The 16,963-nt window shown below is 72.0% G+C and carries 17 protein-coding genes; 6 read left to right on the top strand and 11 right to left on the bottom strand.

Features of this window, described 5'->3' with window-relative positions; all coding sequences use genetic code 11:
- Position 1 precedes the first annotated feature (1 nt).
- Positions 2–1,117, bottom strand: coding sequence for an LLM class flavin-dependent oxidoreductase (locus F9C12_RS03960; protein WP_409464775.1), 1,116 nt, complete (start codon positions 1,115–1,117; stop codon positions 2–4).
- A 142-nt stretch (positions 1,118–1,259) separates the two neighbouring features.
- Here F9C12_RS03960 and F9C12_RS03955 point away from each other — a divergent pair, with 142 nt between their 5' ends.
- Positions 1,260–2,117 (top strand): aminoglycoside phosphotransferase family protein, encoded by an 858-nt coding sequence (locus tag F9C12_RS03955; RefSeq protein WP_409464774.1) that lies wholly within the window; start codon positions 1,260–1,262, stop codon positions 2,115–2,117.
- Between the two features lie 45 nt (positions 2,118–2,162).
- Here the strand turns inward: F9C12_RS03955 and F9C12_RS03950 are convergent, their stop codons facing one another.
- Together F9C12_RS03950 and F9C12_RS03945 are read right to left on the bottom strand one after the other, a co-directional pair.
- Positions 2,163–2,942: a nitroreductase/quinone reductase family protein gene (locus F9C12_RS03950; RefSeq protein ID WP_409464773.1), complete on the bottom strand. Its 780-nt coding sequence runs from the start codon at positions 2,940–2,942 to the stop codon at positions 2,163–2,165.
- A gap of 17 nt (positions 2,943–2,959) precedes the next feature.
- Positions 2,960–3,982 (bottom strand): LLM class flavin-dependent oxidoreductase, encoded by a 1,023-nt coding sequence (locus F9C12_RS03945; RefSeq protein ID WP_409464772.1) that lies wholly within the window; start codon positions 3,980–3,982, stop codon positions 2,960–2,962.
- Between the two features lie 101 nt (positions 3,983–4,083).
- Here F9C12_RS03945 and F9C12_RS03940 point away from each other — a divergent pair, with 101 nt between their 5' ends.
- A complete protein-coding gene (locus tag F9C12_RS03940; protein ID WP_409464771.1) occupies positions 4,084–5,055 on the top strand; it encodes a zinc-binding alcohol dehydrogenase family protein in 972 nt (323 codons plus the stop codon).
- A gap of 2 nt (positions 5,056–5,057) precedes the next feature.
- Here the strand turns inward: F9C12_RS03940 and F9C12_RS03935 are convergent, their stop codons facing one another.
- The 4 genes from F9C12_RS03935 to F9C12_RS03920 are packed head-to-tail and all read right to left on the bottom strand — an operon-like array spanning position 5,058 to position 9,995.
- On the bottom strand, positions 5,058–6,641 hold the full coding sequence (locus tag F9C12_RS03935) for a dipeptide ABC transporter ATP-binding protein (protein ID WP_409464770.1): 1,584 nt from the start codon (positions 6,639–6,641) through the stop codon (positions 5,058–5,060).
- 3 nt (positions 6,642–6,644) lie between these two features.
- Positions 6,645–7,469: an ABC transporter permease gene (locus tag F9C12_RS03930; RefSeq protein ID WP_409464769.1), complete on the bottom strand. Its 825-nt coding sequence runs from the start codon at positions 7,467–7,469 to the stop codon at positions 6,645–6,647.
- Complete coding sequence (locus tag F9C12_RS03925) at positions 7,462–8,421, bottom strand: ABC transporter permease (RefSeq protein ID WP_409464768.1); 960 nt, start codon at positions 8,419–8,421, stop codon at positions 7,462–7,464. The genes F9C12_RS03930 and F9C12_RS03925 overlap by 8 nt, the downstream gene beginning before the upstream one ends.
- On the bottom strand, positions 8,418–9,995 hold the full coding sequence (locus F9C12_RS03920) for an ABC transporter substrate-binding protein (RefSeq protein ID WP_409466961.1): 1,578 nt from the start codon (positions 9,993–9,995) through the stop codon (positions 8,418–8,420). Before F9C12_RS03920 ends, F9C12_RS03925 begins: the two co-directional genes overlap by 4 nt.
- Positions 9,996–10,319: 324 nt before the next feature.
- Between F9C12_RS03920 and F9C12_RS03915 the strand changes: the two genes are divergently transcribed.
- Complete coding sequence (locus F9C12_RS03915) at positions 10,320–11,540, top strand: MFS transporter (protein WP_409464767.1); 1,221 nt, start codon at positions 10,320–10,322, stop codon at positions 11,538–11,540.
- A gap of 4 nt (positions 11,541–11,544) precedes the next feature.
- Here the strand turns inward: F9C12_RS03915 and msrA are convergent, their stop codons facing one another.
- Both msrA and F9C12_RS03905 read right to left on the bottom strand, forming a co-directional pair.
- Positions 11,545–12,045 carry a peptide-methionine (S)-S-oxide reductase MsrA gene (msrA, locus tag F9C12_RS03910; RefSeq protein ID WP_409464766.1) on the bottom strand — a complete coding sequence of 167 codons (501 nt, stop codon included), beginning with the start codon at positions 12,043–12,045 and terminating at the stop codon, positions 11,545–11,547.
- Between the two features lie 38 nt (positions 12,046–12,083).
- Positions 12,084–12,971 carry a LysR family transcriptional regulator gene (locus F9C12_RS03905; protein WP_409464765.1) on the bottom strand — a complete coding sequence of 296 codons (888 nt, stop codon included), beginning with the start codon at positions 12,969–12,971 and terminating at the stop codon, positions 12,084–12,086.
- Positions 12,972–13,102: 131 nt separating this feature from the next.
- On the opposite strand from F9C12_RS03905, the gene F9C12_RS03900 reads away from it, so the two are divergent.
- Both F9C12_RS03900 and F9C12_RS03895 read left to right on the top strand, forming a co-directional pair.
- On the top strand, positions 13,103–13,915 hold the full coding sequence (locus tag F9C12_RS03900) for an EamA family transporter (protein ID WP_409464764.1): 813 nt from the start codon (positions 13,103–13,105) through the stop codon (positions 13,913–13,915).
- 54 nt (positions 13,916–13,969) lie between these two features.
- Positions 13,970–14,599, top strand: a complete 630-nt coding sequence (locus F9C12_RS03895; RefSeq protein WP_409180606.1) for a DsbA family oxidoreductase — start codon at positions 13,970–13,972, stop codon at positions 14,597–14,599.
- A gap of 33 nt (positions 14,600–14,632) precedes the next feature.
- Here F9C12_RS03895 and F9C12_RS03890 read toward each other — a convergent pair whose 3' ends face one another.
- Positions 14,633–15,121: an ATP-binding protein gene (locus F9C12_RS03890; protein ID WP_409180605.1), complete on the bottom strand. Its 489-nt coding sequence runs from the start codon at positions 15,119–15,121 to the stop codon at positions 14,633–14,635.
- A 162-nt stretch (positions 15,122–15,283) separates the two neighbouring features.
- Here F9C12_RS03890 and F9C12_RS03885 point away from each other — a divergent pair, with 162 nt between their 5' ends.
- Entirely contained in the window at positions 15,284–15,739 is a 456-nt protein-coding gene (locus F9C12_RS03885; protein WP_409464763.1) for a nuclear transport factor 2 family protein, read from the top strand.
- Positions 15,740–15,899: 160 nt separating this feature from the next.
- On the opposite strand, the gene lepB is transcribed toward F9C12_RS03885, so the two are convergent.
- Positions 15,900–16,784 (bottom strand): signal peptidase I, encoded by an 885-nt coding sequence (gene lepB / locus F9C12_RS03880; protein ID WP_409464762.1) that lies wholly within the window; start codon positions 16,782–16,784, stop codon positions 15,900–15,902.
- Positions 16,785–16,963: the final 179 nt, after the last annotated feature.

Raw genomic sequence — 16,963 nt, 5'->3', positions numbered from 1 at the left:
CTCAGGCGGCGTAGCGGTTGGCCGGGCGCGGCAGGCCGAGCAGCCCGCGCAGGGTCGAGGCCTCGTATCCGGTGCGGAACGCGCCGCGGTCGCGCAGTTCGGGGACCAGGGCGCGGGTGATGGCGGTCAGGTCGTGCGGCAGGGCCCCGGGACGCAGCCGGAAGCCGGTCAGGCCGGCGGCGTGCCAGTCGAGCAGGAGGTCGGCCAGCCGGGCCGGGGTGCCGGTGAAGACGCGGGCGTCCGAGGTGAACTCGGCGCGGTCGTCCAGCCGGGCCTTGCGGTCGGCCGCGGCCTGTTCGGTTTCGTCGAGGAAGACCACGAGGTCGGCGAAAACCTGAAGCGGCGCGCCGATTTCGTCGATGATCGACGCGGCGTGCGCGCGGTCGTCCGGGGTCACGTACACGACGTCGGCCTGGCGGGCGGCGAGGCGGTAGGCGTCGGGACCGTGCGCGAGCGCGGCGACGATCGGCTGGCCCTGCGGCGGGCGCGGCGTGATGGACGGTCCTTTGACGGAGAACCAGCGGCCCTCGAAGTCGATGTAGTGCAGTTTGTCCCGGTCGATGAACCGGCCGGTGGCGACGTCGCGGATCTCGGCGTCGTCCTCCCAGCTGTCCCACAGCCGGCGCAGCACCTCGACGTAATCGGCGGCTTCCTCGAACAGGTCGGCCGGCTCGGGCGGCGTGCGGCGGCCGAAGTGCCGGAACTCGTCCGGGCTCCCGGAGACCTGCACGCGGACCCCGGCGCGGCCGGTGCTGACGTAGTCGAGCGTCGCGATCGCCTTCGACAGGTGGAACGGCTCCGTGTGGGTGACGACGGCGGTCGGGACCAGGCCGATGTGCGAGGTCAGCGGCGCGATCCGCGAGGCGAGCAGCACGGCGTCCAGCCGGGTTTGCGCGTGGTCGGGGCGGGCGGCCGGTTCGCTGGGGTCGCGCAGGGAGAGAAAGTCCTCGAAGGTGACGAAGTCCAGGTGCGCGGCCTCGGCTTCCTGGACCAATCCGGTCCAGTATCCGGCGGTGAGCAGGTCGGCCGGGCGGGCGTCCGGTTCGCGCCACGCGGCCGGATGCCAGCCGGCGCCTTCCAGCGCGACGGCGAGCCGTGGTCCGGTGTGCCCTGTCATGCTGCGTCCTTTCCCCGTGGATGCCAGCAGTGTGGCGCGGAAACCGGGGTGCGGGCGACGGTAACCAGCGTCTGGGACAGTCCGCGGGAACGGGAATAAACCGGTTGCCCGCCGTCGCGGCGGCGCGGTTTGCTGGATGCCGATGAATCGGATGCACACCGGCGAAGCGGAAATCGACGACGACCTGGTCCGTCGCCTCGTCGCGGCGCAGTTCCCGCGGTGGGCCGGGCTGCCGGTCTCGCGGGTTGCCTCGGCGGGGACGGAAAACGCGATGTTCCGGCTCGGCGACGAGCTGGTGGCGCGGCTGCCCCGGCTGGAACGCGGGCCCGCCGAAATCGGCCGCGAACGGCGATGGCTGCGCTGGCTCGCGCCGCGGCTGCCGGTCGCGGTGCCGGAAGTGCTCGGCGAAGGACGGCCGGGCGAGGGTTTCGAGTGGGACTGGTCGGTGCTGCGCTGGCTGCCCGGCGTCAACCCGGATTTCGGCGACGCTCGGGTGGCGCGGGAGCTGGGCGCGTTCGTGAAAGCGTTGCGGGGCCTCGATACTTCCGGGGTGCCGGAGATCAGCCGAGGCCGCCCGCTGCGCACGCGGGACGCGCCGACGCGGGAGGCGATCGCACAACTCGGCGGCAATCCGGCGTATGTCGCGGCGTGGGAGAAGGCGCTCGCGGTGCCGGAGTGGACCGGGGAGCCGGTGTGGCTGCACGCGGATCTGTCGCCGGGGAACGTGCTGGTCGACGACGGCGGGTTGAGCGCGGTGCTCGACTTCGCGGGGGTCGGGATCGGCGACCCGGCGGTGGACGTGATCCCGGCGTGGAACACGTTCGCGGCGGCTGAACGGGAGGTGTTCCGCGAGGCGGTGGGGGTGGATGCGGCGACGTGGGAGCGGGGGAGGGGCTGGGCGTTGTCGATCGCGTTGATTCAGTTGCCGTATTACCGGGAGACGAATCCGGTGCTGGCGGCGAATGCTCGGCGCACCATCGAGGCTGTGTTGGAAGACTGAACTCCAGGGGCAGCGTGGGGCCCGCATACCTGCGGCGGAACTGACCTACTCCAGGTCGATCCGGATCGTCAGCAGGTCGGTGCCGAACGCCTGCACCGCGGCGCTGTTCCAGCGTGGCAGCGACTTCAGCCGCGCGCGGGCGTCGTCGTCTGGGAGCAGGTGCGCGGTCCCGCGCAGCCAGCGGCCGTGCAGGCGCAGCCGGACATGCGGGTCGGCCTGGAGGTTGCGTACGTACTGCGATCGTTCGCCGAATTCGGATACCAGCCAGAATGCCTCCCCGACGCGGCGGCCGCCGATCGGGGTCCGGCGGGGGAGGCCGGAGCGGCGGCCGGTCGTTTCGAGCAGCGTCTGGCCGGGCAGCCGCGACAGGACGGGGTTGCCGAGCCGTCGTTGGAAAGTCGTCACGATTCGGTGCTGCAGGTCGCCGGGGCGAGAGGCGCCGGCGACCTGGCGCAGCCGGGCCGGGACGACGAGTTCGTGGATCGGTGCCGCCAAAGCCCACAGCTGGCGGGCGGGGAACCGGTCGTAGCTGACTTCAGTGGTCCAGTACACGCGGTCCGCGTCGAGGTGCACGGTGTTGCGCGTGGTCATCAGCGGCGACGGTGCTTCGAGCACGACCCGGTCCGGCGTGGCCGAAGCGATGGTCCAGCCCAGCACTCGGTCTGGAGACAGGCGGGTGGGCAGGCCCAGGCCGAGCCAGCCCGTGCGCAGGAAAACGCGCAGCGGCGGCGGAGCGTCCTCCCAGACCGCGCGGGCCCAGGCGAGGGCGTCGCGCTGGTCTCCGGCTGGGCGGGCAATGTCCACTGTGGACGTGAAATCCGGCACCCTGCCACGCTAGCCCGTCAGGCCGCGGGTTTCCAGCCCAGCTCCGGGCCCAGCCGGGTGGCCAGGTCGGTGAGGATCTGCACGTAATCCTCGTGCTCGAAGGTGAACGGCAGCGCGAAGGCGACCTCGTCGATTTCGCGGAAGGCGGCGTGCCGGTACAGCTGCTCGGCAAGCTGAGCGGAGGTGCCGACGTAATCGCGCGAGAACAGCAGACCGCCGGGGCCCTGCGGGGTTTTCGTGCGCGGCAGGCGTTTTGCCGCATAATCCTCGTACTTCGCGCGCTGCTCGGCGGTGGCGCTGTCGGTCGGAATCACCACCAGCCCTTGCGAAACCCGGGCCCGCGCGCCGTCTGGATGGTGCGACCGGAACGCCCGCACGTGCGAGAGCTGGATCTTCTCGAAATCCGTCGAGCCTTCCTCGGCGCGGACGACGCTGCTGGTCAGGTAGTTCATCCCGGCCTGCCCCGCCCAGGTCGCCGAGCGGGTGCTCGCGCCGCCGTACCACAGGCGGCTGGCGAGGCCGGGCGAATGCGGCTGCACGCGGTCGGAGAACGTCTCGATGCCTTCGACGCCGCTGAACGTCGACGCGGGCTCGCCGCGGACCAGCGACAACAGCCGCGACACCCGGTGGTAGCCGAAGTCTTCGCGGTCGCCGGTGTCCGGGTACAGCGCGCCCCGCACGTCCTCGTAGTGCATCGGCGGGCCGACGCTCACGCCCGGGTTGAGCCGTCCGCCGGACAGCACGTCGACGGTCGCCAGGTCTTCGGCGAGGCGCAGCGGGTTTTCCCAGCCCAGCGGGATGACCGCGGTGCCCAGTTCGATCCGGCTGGTGCGCTGGGTGGCCGCGGCGAGCACCGCGACCGGCGACGAGATGCCGTACTGCAGGTGCCGGTGGCGGACCCACGCGCTGTCGAATCCGAGCTGCTCGCCGAGTTCGAGCACGCGCAGCGTCGATTCGTGGCCCGGCCGCGGGTCGTCCCCGTCGAACAGGCCGATGGTCAGGAAACCCAGTTTGCGCAGCGGGTGCGTTTCGCTCGGCACGGCGAGTCCTTCCTCGGGTGAACTAAGCCGGAATAACCGCGGACCGGCCCGGGTTGTTCCGGCTCGCTGACACACACGCGGAACACTGGGGAGTACGCACGATGCGCGCTTTGTCCATCACTCGCTACGGCGGTCCCGAGGTCCTCGAAGAAATCGAGGTGCCCGAGCCCGTTCCGGGGCCGGGCGAAGTGGCCATCACGGTTTCGCACGCGTCCGTCGGGCTGATCGACGCGCTGATCCGCCGCGGCACGCTCGCCGAGTACGACTACGCGCCGAAGCCGCCGCTGGTGCCCGGGCTCGAGGTCGCGGGGACCATCCGCGCGGCTGGACCGGGCAGCGGCTTCTCGGTCGGGGACGAGGTCGTCACGCTCACGCTGCCCGGAATGGGCGGATACGCCGACGTGAAGCTCGCGCCCGCCAGCCTCGTCGTGCCGCTGGCGGGGACCGGAGTGGAGCGCGCCCAAGCCGTGGCCGGGCTGGCGAACACCGTGACGGCCTACCTTTCGCTCACCGAAGCAGTGCGGCTGCCGAAGGACGCGCGCGTGGTCGTGCACGGCGCGCTCGGCGGTCTCGCCTCGGTGTACCCGGAGGTCGCGCGGCTGCTCGGCGCGCGCGAGGTCGTCGGCACGGTCCGGCGGCCCGAGCAGGTCGAGGCGGCGAAGCAGCTCGGCTTCGACCGGGTCGTGCTGTCCGGGGAACTCGGCGAGCTGCGGGACGAGCGGTTCGAGATCGTCGTCGACCCGGTGGGCGGCGACCTGCGCATCGCCTCGCTGGACCTGCTCGCGCCGATGGGCCGGATGCTCGTGGTCGGCAGCGCGGGCAGCGAAACCGCGCCGATGGTCGATTCGAACGCCGTGTGGGGCAAGAACATCGGAGTGGTCGGCTTCAACGTCGGCGGCTTCCTGGCGGCCGATCCCACGCCCGCCCGTCCCGCCGCGGACGCGGTGCTGCCGCTGTACACCGACGGCCGCATCCGGCTGCCGGTCACCGTCCTGCCGATGGCGCAGGCGCGCGAGGCGCATCGGCGGATGGACGCGGGCGAGGCCGTCGGACGGCTGGTGCTCGCCAACTGACCTCACGCGCTGACCTGCTCGCCGCCGGGGATCGCGGCCAGCAGGTCGCGCGTGTACTGCTCGCGCGGCCGCCGCAGGACGTCGTCCGCCGGGCCGAATTCGAGCAGCTTGCCTTGGCGCATCACCCCGACCTGGTCGGCGATTTCCCGCACCACGGCCAGGTCGTGGGTGATGAACAGGTACGTCAGGCCGAGTCCGTCCTGCAGTTCCACGAGCAGGTTCAGGATCTGCGCCTGCACCGAAACGTCCAAAGCGGACACTGGCTCGTCCAGCACCACGAGGTCCGGCCGCAGCGCCAGCGCACGGGCGATCGCCGCGCGCTGCCGCTGGCCGCCGGACAGCTCGGCCGGTTTCCGGCGCAGCACCGACGACGGCAGCGCGACCTGGTCCGCCAGCTCGGCGACCCGTTCGGCCCGGCCGCCGACGCGGAACGCGCGCAGCGGTTCGCCGATCACGTCGGCGATGGAAAAGCGAGGGTTCAGCGAGGCGTACGGGTTCTGGTAGACGAGCTGGAACCGGCGGCGCAGCCGGCGCAGTTCGGCGGGCGGAAGCCGGGTGACGTCCTGTCCGGCGAAGCTGACCGTGCCCGCGGTCGGGGTTTCCAGGCCGACGACCATGCGGGCGGTCGTCGTCTTTCCGGAGCCGGATTCCCCGACCAGCGCCAGGGTTCGGCCGCGAGTGAGCTGAAACGACACGTCGTCCACGGCTCGCACGGAACCGGCGCGCGAGGAGGCGAAGGTCTTCGAGACCGACTCCACCGACAGCAGGACCTCCGGCCCCTCGGCGCGGCGCGGCCGGAGCGGTTCGCGGCTGAGGCTCGGCGCGGCGGCGAGCAGCCGCTGCGTGTAGTCCTGCGTCGGCGCGGCGAGGAGCTCGCGGGCCGGTCCCTCCTCGACCAGCCGGCCTTCGGACAGCACGGCGATCCGCCCGGCCCGGTCGGCGGCGACGCCCAGGTCGTGCGTGATCAGCAGGATCGCGGTGCCGTCGTCGGCGGCCAGCTTCGCGAGATGGTCGAGGATTTCCTTCTGCACGGTCACGTCGAGCGCGCTGGTCGGCTCGTCGGCGATGATCAGCCGGGGCCGGCCCGCGAGCGCGATGGCGATCAGCACCCGCTGCCGCAGCCCGCCCGACAGCTCGTGCGGATACTGCCGCGCCCGCAGTTCCGGCCGGTCGACGCCCGCCCGGCGCAGCAGTTCGATCGCGCGTCCGGCGGCTTCGCCGCGGGCGGCCAGGCGGTGGATCAGCAGCACCTCGGCCACCTGCTCGCCGATCCGCCGAACCGGGTTGAGCGACACCGTCGGGTCCTGGGGCACCAGCGCGATCCCGGTGCCGCGCACCCGCCGCCAGTCCTTTTCGGACAATGCGGTCAGCTCGCGTCCGTCGAAGGCGATCCGTCCACGGTGGACTCGCCCGCCGCGCGGGAGCAGGCCGATCGCGGCGTGTGCGGTGGTGCTCTTCCCGGAACCGGACTCGCCGACCACCGCGACGATCTCGCCCGCACCCACCCGCAGGCTCACGTCGCGCACGGCGGGCACCACGCCGCCCGAGGTGCGGTACGAGACCGCCAGCTCGCTGATCTCCAGCACTTGTCAGCTCCGTTCGCCGTCGAAAGCCCGGGACACGCGGTTCGCGGCCAGCACGACGGCCGCGACGGTCAGGCCCGGGAACGTGGTCATCCACCAAGCGGTGGCCAGGAAATTGCGTCCGCCGGCCACGAGCGCGCCCCATTCAGGCGTCGGCGGGCTCGCGCCGAAGCCGAGGAAGCTGAGCGCGGACACTTCGAGCACCGCGATCCCGACCGTCACCGTGGCCAGCACCAGGACCGGCCCGAGCGCGTTGGGCAGCACGTGCCGCCCGAGCACCCCGGCCCAGCGCACGCCCGACGCCCGGGCCGCCTCCACGAACACGCCGGAGCGCACCCGCAGCACCTCGGCCCGCATCAGCCGGGCGAACGACGCGAGGTGCGCGACCCCGACGGCGATCGCCACGTTCGTCGTTCCGAAGCCGAGCGCGGTCACCAGCGCCAGCGACAGCAGGATCGGAGGGACGGCCTGCAGCACGTCCACGATCCGCATCACGACCGAATCGAGCCAGCCGCCGCGGAACCCGGCGAGCAGCCCCAGCGCGGACCCGGCGACGAAGGCGACCAGAACCGCGAGCACGGTCGCGCGCAGGGACAATCCGGCCCCGTGCACGACGCGGGCGAACACGTCGCGGCCGGTTTCGTCGGTGCCGAACAGATGCCCGGGCGACGGGCCTTGAAGGCGTTCGGACGGGACGCCGGCGATCGGGTCCTGACCGGTGAACAACGTGGGCGCGAAGGCCGCGACCAGCACCGCGGCGAGCAGCAGCCCGGAGAGAAGCAAGCCCGGCCGGCGGACGAGGAATCGTTGCGACAGCACCGCTTCAGACACGCGCGGGCACCTCCTTGCGCACGGAGACCCGCGGATCCAGCAGCGGGTACACGAGGTCGACGACCAGGTTGAGCACCACGAAGAAGAACGCGGCCAGCACGATCACGGCCTGCACCACCGGCAAGTCCTGCGCGGTCACCGCCGCCGCGGTCACCCGGCCGAGCCCGTCGCGCGAGAACACGGTTTCGGTCACCACCGAACCGGCCAGCAGGTTGCCCGCGACCACGCCCACCAGGGTGAGCGCGGGCAGTCCGGCGTTGCGCAGCGCGTGTGCGAAGTGGACTCGGCGACGGCTCGCGCCCTTCGCCCGCACCACCTCGACGTACGGCTCGGCGAGCTGCGTCTGCAGGCTCTTCGCCAGCACCTGCCCGATGATCGCCCCGGTCGGCAGGGAGAGCGTGACCGCGGGAAGGATCAGCGACGCGAAGCCGGTCGAGCCGAGTGCCGGGAACAGCCGCAGCTGGAACGAGAACAGCTGGATCAGCAGCAGCCCGACCCAGAACGTCGGCAGCGAAGTCCCCAGCGGCGGCAGGGAAAGCAGCAGCTGGCTCACCCAGCGGGTGCGGGTGAAAGTGCCCAGCACGGCGATCCCGCCGCCGAAGACGAGCGCCAGCAGCAACGCCAAGCCGGAGACGGCGAGCGTCGGCGGCAACGCGGTGAGGACCTGGTGCGCCGCGTCGTCTCCGGTCGCCACGGAGGTGCCGAAGTCGCCGTGCAGCGCGGCGAGGAGGTGCTTGCCGTACTGCACGAGGACCGGGTCGTCCAGCCCGTACTCGGCGCGCAGGGCGGCGATCTGCTCCGGCGACGCGCTGGGGCCGCCCTCGGCCGAGCCGAGTTTGGTCAGCACCGCGTCGCCGGGCAGCAGGTACAGGATGACGAACGACAGCGTGAACGCCGCCCACAGCACCACTACGGCCTGCAGGACGCGGCGAAGCAGCGGAAAGCCTTTCACGAGCCCGAAACCCAGGCGTCGAACAGCTGCAGCCGCGAGGAAGCCTCGAAGCCGACGTCATGCGCGTTCGGGCCGACGCCGAGCACCTGGGTCAGCTCGAACACCGGGATCGAGTAGGCCTGTTCCACGATGGTCCGCTGCGCCTTTTCCGCGGCGGGCTTGCGTTTCGCGAGGTCGACGGTGGCGGACTGCTCGGCCAGCGGCGCGTCGAGCGGGTTGTCCGCGGACAGCCTGCTCCGGTTGTTCGTCTTGGTGGAGAACTGCTGGCGCAGGATGTCCGGGTCGGCGCGGGTGACGTTGTACCAGAGGAAATCGTAGTCGCCGGCCTGCTGCAACCGGGTGACCTCGGCGTTGGTGTGCAGCTCGATCTTCAGCTCGAAGCCGATCTTGCGCAGCTGCTGCTGGATCAGCTCCAGCACGCTCTGGTTCTGGTTGAACACCGCGGAGAACAGCACGGACGCGGTGAGCCGCTGGCCATTCTTCGTCCGGATGCCGTCCGGGCCGGGGAGCCAGCCGTCGGACTGCAGCAGCGCCTGCGCGCCGGCCGGATCGTAGGCGAGTTCCTTCGACAGATCGGTGTACAGCGGCGTCGCGGAGCCGAGGATGCTCGTGGCGGGCTTGTAGTTCGGGGTGAGCACGGTGCTGGTGACCTCGGGCCGGTTCACGCCCTTCAGCACCGCCTGGCGCACCTTCTGGTCGGCGAGGACGCCGCGGGTCACGTTCGCGTGCAGGTTGAACACGATGCCGGGATTCGGCCGCACCGGTTCGGCGAAGCCGTTGCCGGAGAACTGCGGTTCGTCGACCGGCTGGACGTCGGTGATGGCGTCGAGCTGCCCGGACGTCAGGCTGCCGGACCGCACGCCCGGCTCCGGCACGACGCGGAAGTCGATCTTGTCGACGTACGCCTCGCCCTGGTGCCGCCACAACGGCGAACCCCAGCGGTAGCCGGTGCGCTTGCTGAGCACGATGTCCTGGTTCGGCTTCAGGCTGGTGAACACGAACGGCCCGGACCCGATCAGCCCGGCGCCCTGGCAGCGCTGCTCGGCGGTGTGCCGGAACGCCGCGGGCGCGAGCACGCCGAGCGACATGGTGGAGCTGGCCTGCAGGAACTGGGCGCTGGGCTGGGTGAAGTCGAGCCGGACCGTCGCCGGGTCGACGACCGTCGCGCCGCGGTAGGCGGCCAGGTAGCTGGACCCGAGCAGGGCCTTCGCGCCGAGCGCCTTGATCCCGTCGAAGCTGGTCTTCACCGCGGCGGCGTCCACCGGCGAGCCGTCGGAGAACGTCGCGCCGGAGCGGAGGTGGAAGGTGAAGCTCGTGGAATCGGGGCTGACCGTCCAGCGGTCGGCGAGCCAGGGCGTGATCGCGCCGGTTTTCGGGTCCTGGTCGGTGAGCGAATCGACCAGCTGGCGGCCGACGTTCACCGAGGCGTTCGTGCTGACCTGCTGCGGGTCGATGCAGTCCGGATTGGACGAGATGCCCAGCCGCAGCGTGCCGCCCGGGCGCGGGGGACCGGCGTCCTGCGGGCCGGCCCCGCCCGCCGTGCCGCAGGCGGCGAGCAGCAGCGGAAGGGCCAGCGCGAGGGCGGAACGGGACCGTGCGCGGGCAGGGCGCGCGGGCCGGGACGGGGTGTGGCGGGGCACGGGTTTCCTCCAGCGGGGACGGAACGGATGCGTCCAGCTCAACCGTTCGCGGCGGTTCGCTGAAGCCCGTCCCAGCAGGTGAACCGCTGTCCCGCGATCCGGCCGGGCGCGCGGATTCCGGTTGACGGGCAAGGGAAAGCGTGGCCCGCGCCCGCGTGATAACCGGAGAGGTTTTGTTCGGCGAGGAGGTCCGGAGAGCGGGAGGCCGGGCCCGGGTGCTGCGGAAAACCGGTTGCGCCGCGGAGGACACTGGCGGACATGGCGGGGCGGGGCGGGCGCGGAACGGCTTGGGTCCGGCTGCAAGCGGTGGCGGTATCCGGTTCAACCTGTGAAGGGCTTTTGCTTGCCGCGCTGCCCTTGTTAGCCGTCTCGATCACCACTGATCCGCGTGCGGTGTCTTTGGTGAACGTCGCCGGGCAAGCGCCGTGGCTGCTGCTTTCGCTGTTCGCCGGAGTGGTGATCGACCGGGTACGGCGGACGACCGTGCTCGCTTCCGCGTACGCGGTGCAGATCGTTGCCGCGCTCGTGCTGGCGCTGCTGGGTTCCACCGGTTCGCTGAGCCTGCCCGCGCTGCTGGTGGTGGCCTTCGTGCTCACGACGGCGCAGGTCTTCGGCGACGGCGCGGCGGGCTCGGTGGTCCCCGAGGTCGTGTCGCCGGATCAGCTCGACCTGGCCAATTCCCGGTTGCAGGTGATCGACCGCGGCATGGTCCAGTTCGTGGTGCCGCCGGCGACCGGGCTCTTGATCGGGATCAGCGCCGGGCTGCCCGCGTGGCTGGCCGCCGTCGCCGCGCTGGTCGCGTTGCTGCTGGCGCGCGGGATTCCGTCGGCGAAGCCGGTGCGGACGCCCGCGCATCCGCTGAAGGACGTGACGGCCGGGCTGCGGTATCTGGTCGGCACGCCGCTGCTGCGGTCGATCACCATCACGGTCGCGCTGGGGTCGTTCGCGGCGGCCGCGGGCAACTCGATGCTCGTCCTCTACGCCACGCAGGAACTGCGTCTCGGGGCGGTCGGGTACGGCGTGCTGCTGGCCTGCCTGGCGGTCGGCTGGGTGGCGTCGTCGTTCTTCGTGGACCGCTTCGTGCGGCGGTTCGGCTACTCGGCGGCGATGCGGATCGCGCAGGTGTGCGCGGTGCTGAGCCAGCTGCTGATCGCGCTCGTGCCGCCGTGGCCGGTGCTGGTCGGCGCGGTGCTGATCTTCCTGACCGGGACGACGCTGATCTGGAACGTGTGCTCGCAGTCCAGCCGCCAGCGGTTCACCCCGTCGGAGCTGCTGGGCCGGGTGCTGACCAGCCACCGGGCGCTGGCGTGGGGCCTGACGCCGCTGGGTGCGCTCGCCGGCGGGTTTGTCGCGGTGCACTGGAGTTTGCGCGGCGTGTGGGTGATGGCGGCGGCGGTGCAGTTGCTGGGGACGTCGTTGGTGTGGCGGCAGCTGTCCCCGGCGGCGTTCCGGGAAGCCGAGGCCGCGATGGCGCGCTGAGGCGTCAGGCGCGCTTCGGGAGTTTCCAGCCGGGGCGGGGGAAGTGGCAGGTGTAGCCGTTTGGGTAGCGCTGGAGGTAGTTCTGGTGTTCGGGTTCGGCTTCCCAGAAGTCGCCGGCGGGGGTGACTTCGGTGACGACTTTGCCGGGCCAGAGGCCGGAGGCGTCGACGTCGGCGATGGTGTCTTCGGCGATGCGTTTTTGCTCGTCGGTCGTGTAGAAGATGGCGGAGCGGTAGCTGGTGCCGATGTCGTTGCCTTGGCGGTTTTTGGTGGTGGGGTCGTGGACCTGGAAGAAGAATTCGAGCAGGGTGCGGAAGTCGGTCTGCGAGGGGTCGTAGGTGACTTCAATGGTTTCGGCGTGGGTGCCGTGGTTGCGGTAGGTGGCGTGGGGGACGTCACCGCCGCTGTAGCCGACGCGGGTCGCGGTCACGCCGGGCTGGTGGCGGAACAGCTCCTCCATGCCCCAGAAACACCCGCCGGCCAGAATCGCCTTCTCCGTGGCCATGCCGCCTCCTCCGTGCTCGAACCGCTTCGCCTGCCATGCTAGTCCCCCGGCAGCAGCTCCAGGACCAGGGCGAGCGGCGGCCACGCGTCCCGGCCCCGCCGGGTGCAGGCGAAGGCCCGAAGCCGGACGTCCGGCCCGGTCAGCGGCAGGACGGCGACGTCGGGCCGGGTCGGCCAGGATTCCGGCAGCAGGCCGACCCCGCCACCCGCCGCGATGAGGTCCTGCACTAGGTCGAGGTGGTCCGCGCGGTGGGTGAACCGCGGCGAGAAGCCGGCCATCGACGCCAGCGTGCCGACGACCGTTTCGTCCGCGCCGTTGCGGGAGTTGCCGATCCAGTCGCGGTCGCGGAACGCGGAGAAGACCTCCAAGGTTCCCTTGCCCCGCAATGGTTTCGCGTCCGCGCGCGGCACCGCGAGCCCCCACGGTGCCGTCCACAGCGGACGGACGGCGAGCGACGGGTCGGCGGCCGCGGGCGCGAGGTTGTAGTCGTAGGTGAGCGCGAGGTCGATGTCGTCGGTCCGGAGCCGCGCCAGCGCTTCGGCGGGTTCGTGCTCGCTGATCACCACGCGGACCCGCGGATGCCGCTGCGCGAGAAGGTCCGCGACCGGGAGCACCGCGTGCCGCACGCCGGTCCCGAACCCGGCGACCCGCACGGTTCCGGCGGGTTCGGCTTCGGGATCGAGATCCACGCGGGCGGCTTCGACCGCGGCCAGGATCGTCACGGCGTGCTCGGCGAGCCGCCGCCCGGCGGGGGTGAGCCGCACGCGGCGGCCGTCCGGTTCGAGCAGCGCGACGCCGGTTTCCTTGGCCAGCACCGAGATCTGCTGCGAGACGGTCGAGGTGGTGGTTTCGAGCACGTCCGCGACCGCGCGCATCGAGCCGAGCCGCGACAACTCGAGAAGGAACTGCAGCCTGCGGGTGTCCATCCCCCGATTGTTCAGGATATTCGGACGATACGTCCAGGATTGGCAGGTGGACACGAACGGTCCGGATGCGTTCTCCTGGACGGGTGCTTCCCTCCACTCCCCGGGCCGGTGCCGCCCTCGCCGTTGGAGCCATGCTGTCCGTCCAGCTCGGACTCGCGGTTTCGGTCGGCCTCGCGAACCAGATCGGGCCGACCGGCGTCGCGTGGCTGCGGCTGGCCTGGGCCGGCGTGCTGCTCCTGGTGCTCGTGCGGCCGCGGCCGTCGGCGTTCCGGCGTCCGGCGTTGCTGGCGTGCGTGGTGCTCGGCTTCGCCACCGCCGGGATGACGATCCTGTTCATGGTCGCCGCGACCCGGTTGCCGCTGGGCACGGCGAGCGCGCTGGAATTCCTCGGCCCGCTGACCGTCGCGATCGTGCGCGGCCGGAGCGGGGCCCGGGCGTGGCCGGTGCTGGCGGCGGCCGGGGTGGTGCTGCTGACCCAGCCGTGGCAGGGCGGGACCGATCTGATCGGCCTCGGCTGCGCGCTCGCGGCGGCGGCCTGCTGGGGCGCGTACATCGTGCTGACGCAACGAGTCGGGGACGAGGTGTCCGGCCTGCGCGGGCTGGCGGTGTCGATGCCGGTGGCCGGTCTGGTGGCCACCGCGGTGCACGCCCCGGAGGTGGCCGGCGAGCTGACGTGGCCGCTGGTGCTCGCCGGGCTCGGGCTCGCGGTGCTCGTGCCGGTGGTGCCGTTCAGCCTGGAGATGATGGCGCTGCGCCGGTTGACGGCCTCGGCGTTCGGGACGCTGATGAGCCTGGAACCGGCGATCGCGCTCGTGCTGGGGCTGATCGTGCTGCACCAGGTGCCGAACCTCGCGGCGGTGGCCGGGATCGCGTTCGTGGTGGCGGCGGGCATCGGCGCGGAACGGACCGGGGCGCGGGAGCCGGTGAAAGCGGGGGTCTCGTGAGTGGCAATCCCGGTTAGAACCGGCATTGCCGCTCACGAGCTCTACGCTGGCGGCATGCAGGTGGAAATCTGGAGCGATGTCGTGTGCCCGTGGTGCTACCTCGGGAAGGCGCGGTTCGAGAAGGCGCTGGCCGGGTTCGAGCACCGGGACGAGGTGACCGTGACCTACCGGTCGTTCGAACTGGACCCCGGGCGGACCGGGACCGAACCGCTGCTGGACATGCTCACCGCGAAGTACGGTCCGCAGGCCGCCGAGATGGAGCAGCGGGTCGCCGGGCTCGCGGAGGCGGAGGGGCTCGGCTACCGGACGGACCGGGAGATCGGCAACACCTTCGACGCGCACCGCCTGCTGCACCTGGCCCGCGAAAAGGGGCTGGAGAACGAGATGGTCTCGGCGTTGTTCCGCGCGAATTTCGCCGAAGCCCGGGCAGTGTTCGCTTCGGACGTCCTCGCCGAGGTCGCGGAAGAGGCCGGGTTGCCGCGCGGCGAGGCGGAAGCGGTGCTGGCGGATTCCTCGCGGTACGCGGACGCGGTGCGGGCCGAGGAGCGCGAGGCCGCGGAACTGGGCGCGGGCGGGGTGCCGTTTTTCGTGCTGGGACGGCGGTTCGGGGTTTCCGGCGGCCAGTCGGTCGAGGTTTTCGCGCAGGCGCTGGAAAAGGCCTGGGAGGCTGCTGCCGGGCGGTGAGGGCTTCGCGGCCCGGCAGGCCCTCCCGAGTGCTTACTCGGACCAGGTGCTGAGCCGGTTGAGCAGCCGTTCGAGCACCTGCGGGTCCGCGGTGACCGGTTCGCCGGAGACGGGTTCGTCCACGAGCGTGCGCCGGTCGCCCCGGCGCGGCAGCCGGACCTGTCCGGCCGAAATCCCGCCGGGCAAGGGCAATTCGCACCACGTGGTGCGGCCGCGGTCGCCGGTGCGCACGCCGATCCGCTCGTCGCGCGGCGGCGTCGGGGCGACGAGGTCGTCGTCGACCTCGACGACGAGCCGGTCGCCGCGCAGCTGGAGCCGGACGGTGACGAAGGCGGGCGCGGACGGGCTGCTCTGGTCGACCACGTCGCCGACGAGCCGGACCGCGGCGTTCGTGACCTGCTCCAGCATCGGGAGCAGGGACCAGTCGGTCAGGATCAGGCGGACGAACAGCTCGGTGCACGGGACCGCGCTCGGCTGCGCCACCAGCCGGAGGTCGTCCACCTGGGTAGTGCGCGTGCTCAAGCGTCACCTTCCTCCTCGGCGAGCGGTCCGATCGGCCGGGACCGTGCGGGCATCATGCCACCGCCGCCGGGCCGGTCCGCGGCGGGAGGGCGGTGCGAGCGAGAACCGCAGGTCACCGGGCCGGGCGGGCTTCCGGGCCGGCGAACCTCTTAGGCTGCCCGGATGTCGGCAGACTCGGCCCGGTGGGCGATCCAGGACCTGATCATGACCTACGCCGCTCTCATCGACGCGGGCGATCTGGCCGGGGTGGGGGAGCTGTTCCGCGAGGGCACCCTGCACAGCGGCGGCGGCCGGACCGGGCGGGAGGCGGTGGAGAACTGGTTCCGCGACATCCTGATCCTCTATCCCGACGGCACGCCGAGGACCCGGCACGTGACGACGAACGTCCGGATCACGGTCGGCGAGGACACGGCTTCCGCGCACAACTATTTCACGGTTTTCCAAGCCGCGGCGGGCTTTCCGCTGCAGCCGATCGCGGCTGGGCACTACGACGACCGGTTCGTCCGGCGCGGGGACGAGTGGATGTTCGCGGAGCGGACGCCGGTGCTGCAGCTGACCGGGGACCTGACGCGGCACCTCCGGCTGGATGTCGTGCGGGCGGCCGGTTCTAGCCGGTGACCGAGTGGTCCGGACCATTCCGGCGAGCTGTCCGTGAGGGGAGCCGGAGAGGGTGGTGGGGAGTCTGGTGATCGGGTCGGGTGTGTGTCCGCTGGGCCGACGAGAACATCGAGACCGTCGCGGCGCCGCTCGACGCCGGGCAGCGAGCGGACCCGGCAGGTCAGTCCCGTTTGCTCAGCTTGCGCCGCAGGCCCCGCCCGGCCGCCAGCGTCGGGAGCGCCAGCAGCGCGCCCGCGCCGAGCGGGATTCCCTGCTGCCACGCGGGGGCTCCGAGCGCGGCGGGCGCGGCTTGCGGGTCGTGGTCGCTGACGCCGCCCCAGCGCGACGGCGGCAGGACGATCACCCGCGCCTTGCCGATGACGTCGTCCACCGGGACGGTGCCGTTCACCCCGCCGCCGCCCTGGCAGCGGGAGTCGCACGAGTTCTCGCGGTTGTCGCCCATCACCCAGAGGCTGCCCTTCGGGACGGTGACCGGGGCGAAGGTCTGCCGCGCCGTCGGCGGCTGCTCGAGCCAGTGCACGTACGGCTCGTCGAGGGGTTTGCCGTCGACCAGGACGCGGCCCTGCGGGTCGCAGCACTGGACGGTCTGGCCGCCGACGGCGATCACGCGTTTCACGAAGTCGCGTTCGTCCGGCGGCGCGAAGCCGACGAGGGAACCGAGGCCGCGCAACGCCTTCGTGAAGACGTTGCCCGGCTCCTGCGGGGCGATCTCGTTCGCGTTCCACGACTGCGGGCCGCGGAAGACGATGACGTCGCCGGGCGCGGGATCGGTGAAATCGTAGGTGACGCGGTCGACGACGACCCGGTCGCCGAAGCAGCCGTCGCAGCCGTGCAGCGTCGTCTCCATCGACGCCGACGGGATCAGGAACACCTTCGCGACGAACTGCTGGATCAGGATCGTCAGCACCAGCGCGATCCCGATCAGGATCGGCAGCTCCTGCCAGAACGGACGCTTCCGCCGCGCTTTCCGGGGCGGTTCGCCCGCGCCGGGACGGTCGGATCCGGGCTCGCCGGGGGCGGGGACTGGGGGGATCGGGTCGGCCACGCCGTCAGGCTACCCAGATCCGCCCGCCCGGCGGCGGACCGCGCGCGGCCACGATCGGGGGGTCGTGCCGGTGACCGGGACGGCAACCGGAGATTTCGCCCTCGGGGAAGGAAACCGGGCCGGGACCGGGGGTGGATTCCGGAATCCGGCCGGGAGGCGGCGCGCGGGGGCGGATGCCG

Origin of the sequence: Amycolatopsis sp. GA6-003, assembly GCF_046267895.1 — a bacterium.
GTDB lineage: Bacteria > Actinomycetota > Actinomycetes > Mycobacteriales > Pseudonocardiaceae > Amycolatopsis.
The sequence above is the reverse complement of the archived record's forward strand: the minus strand, read 5'-3'. Positions and strand labels throughout refer to the sequence as shown.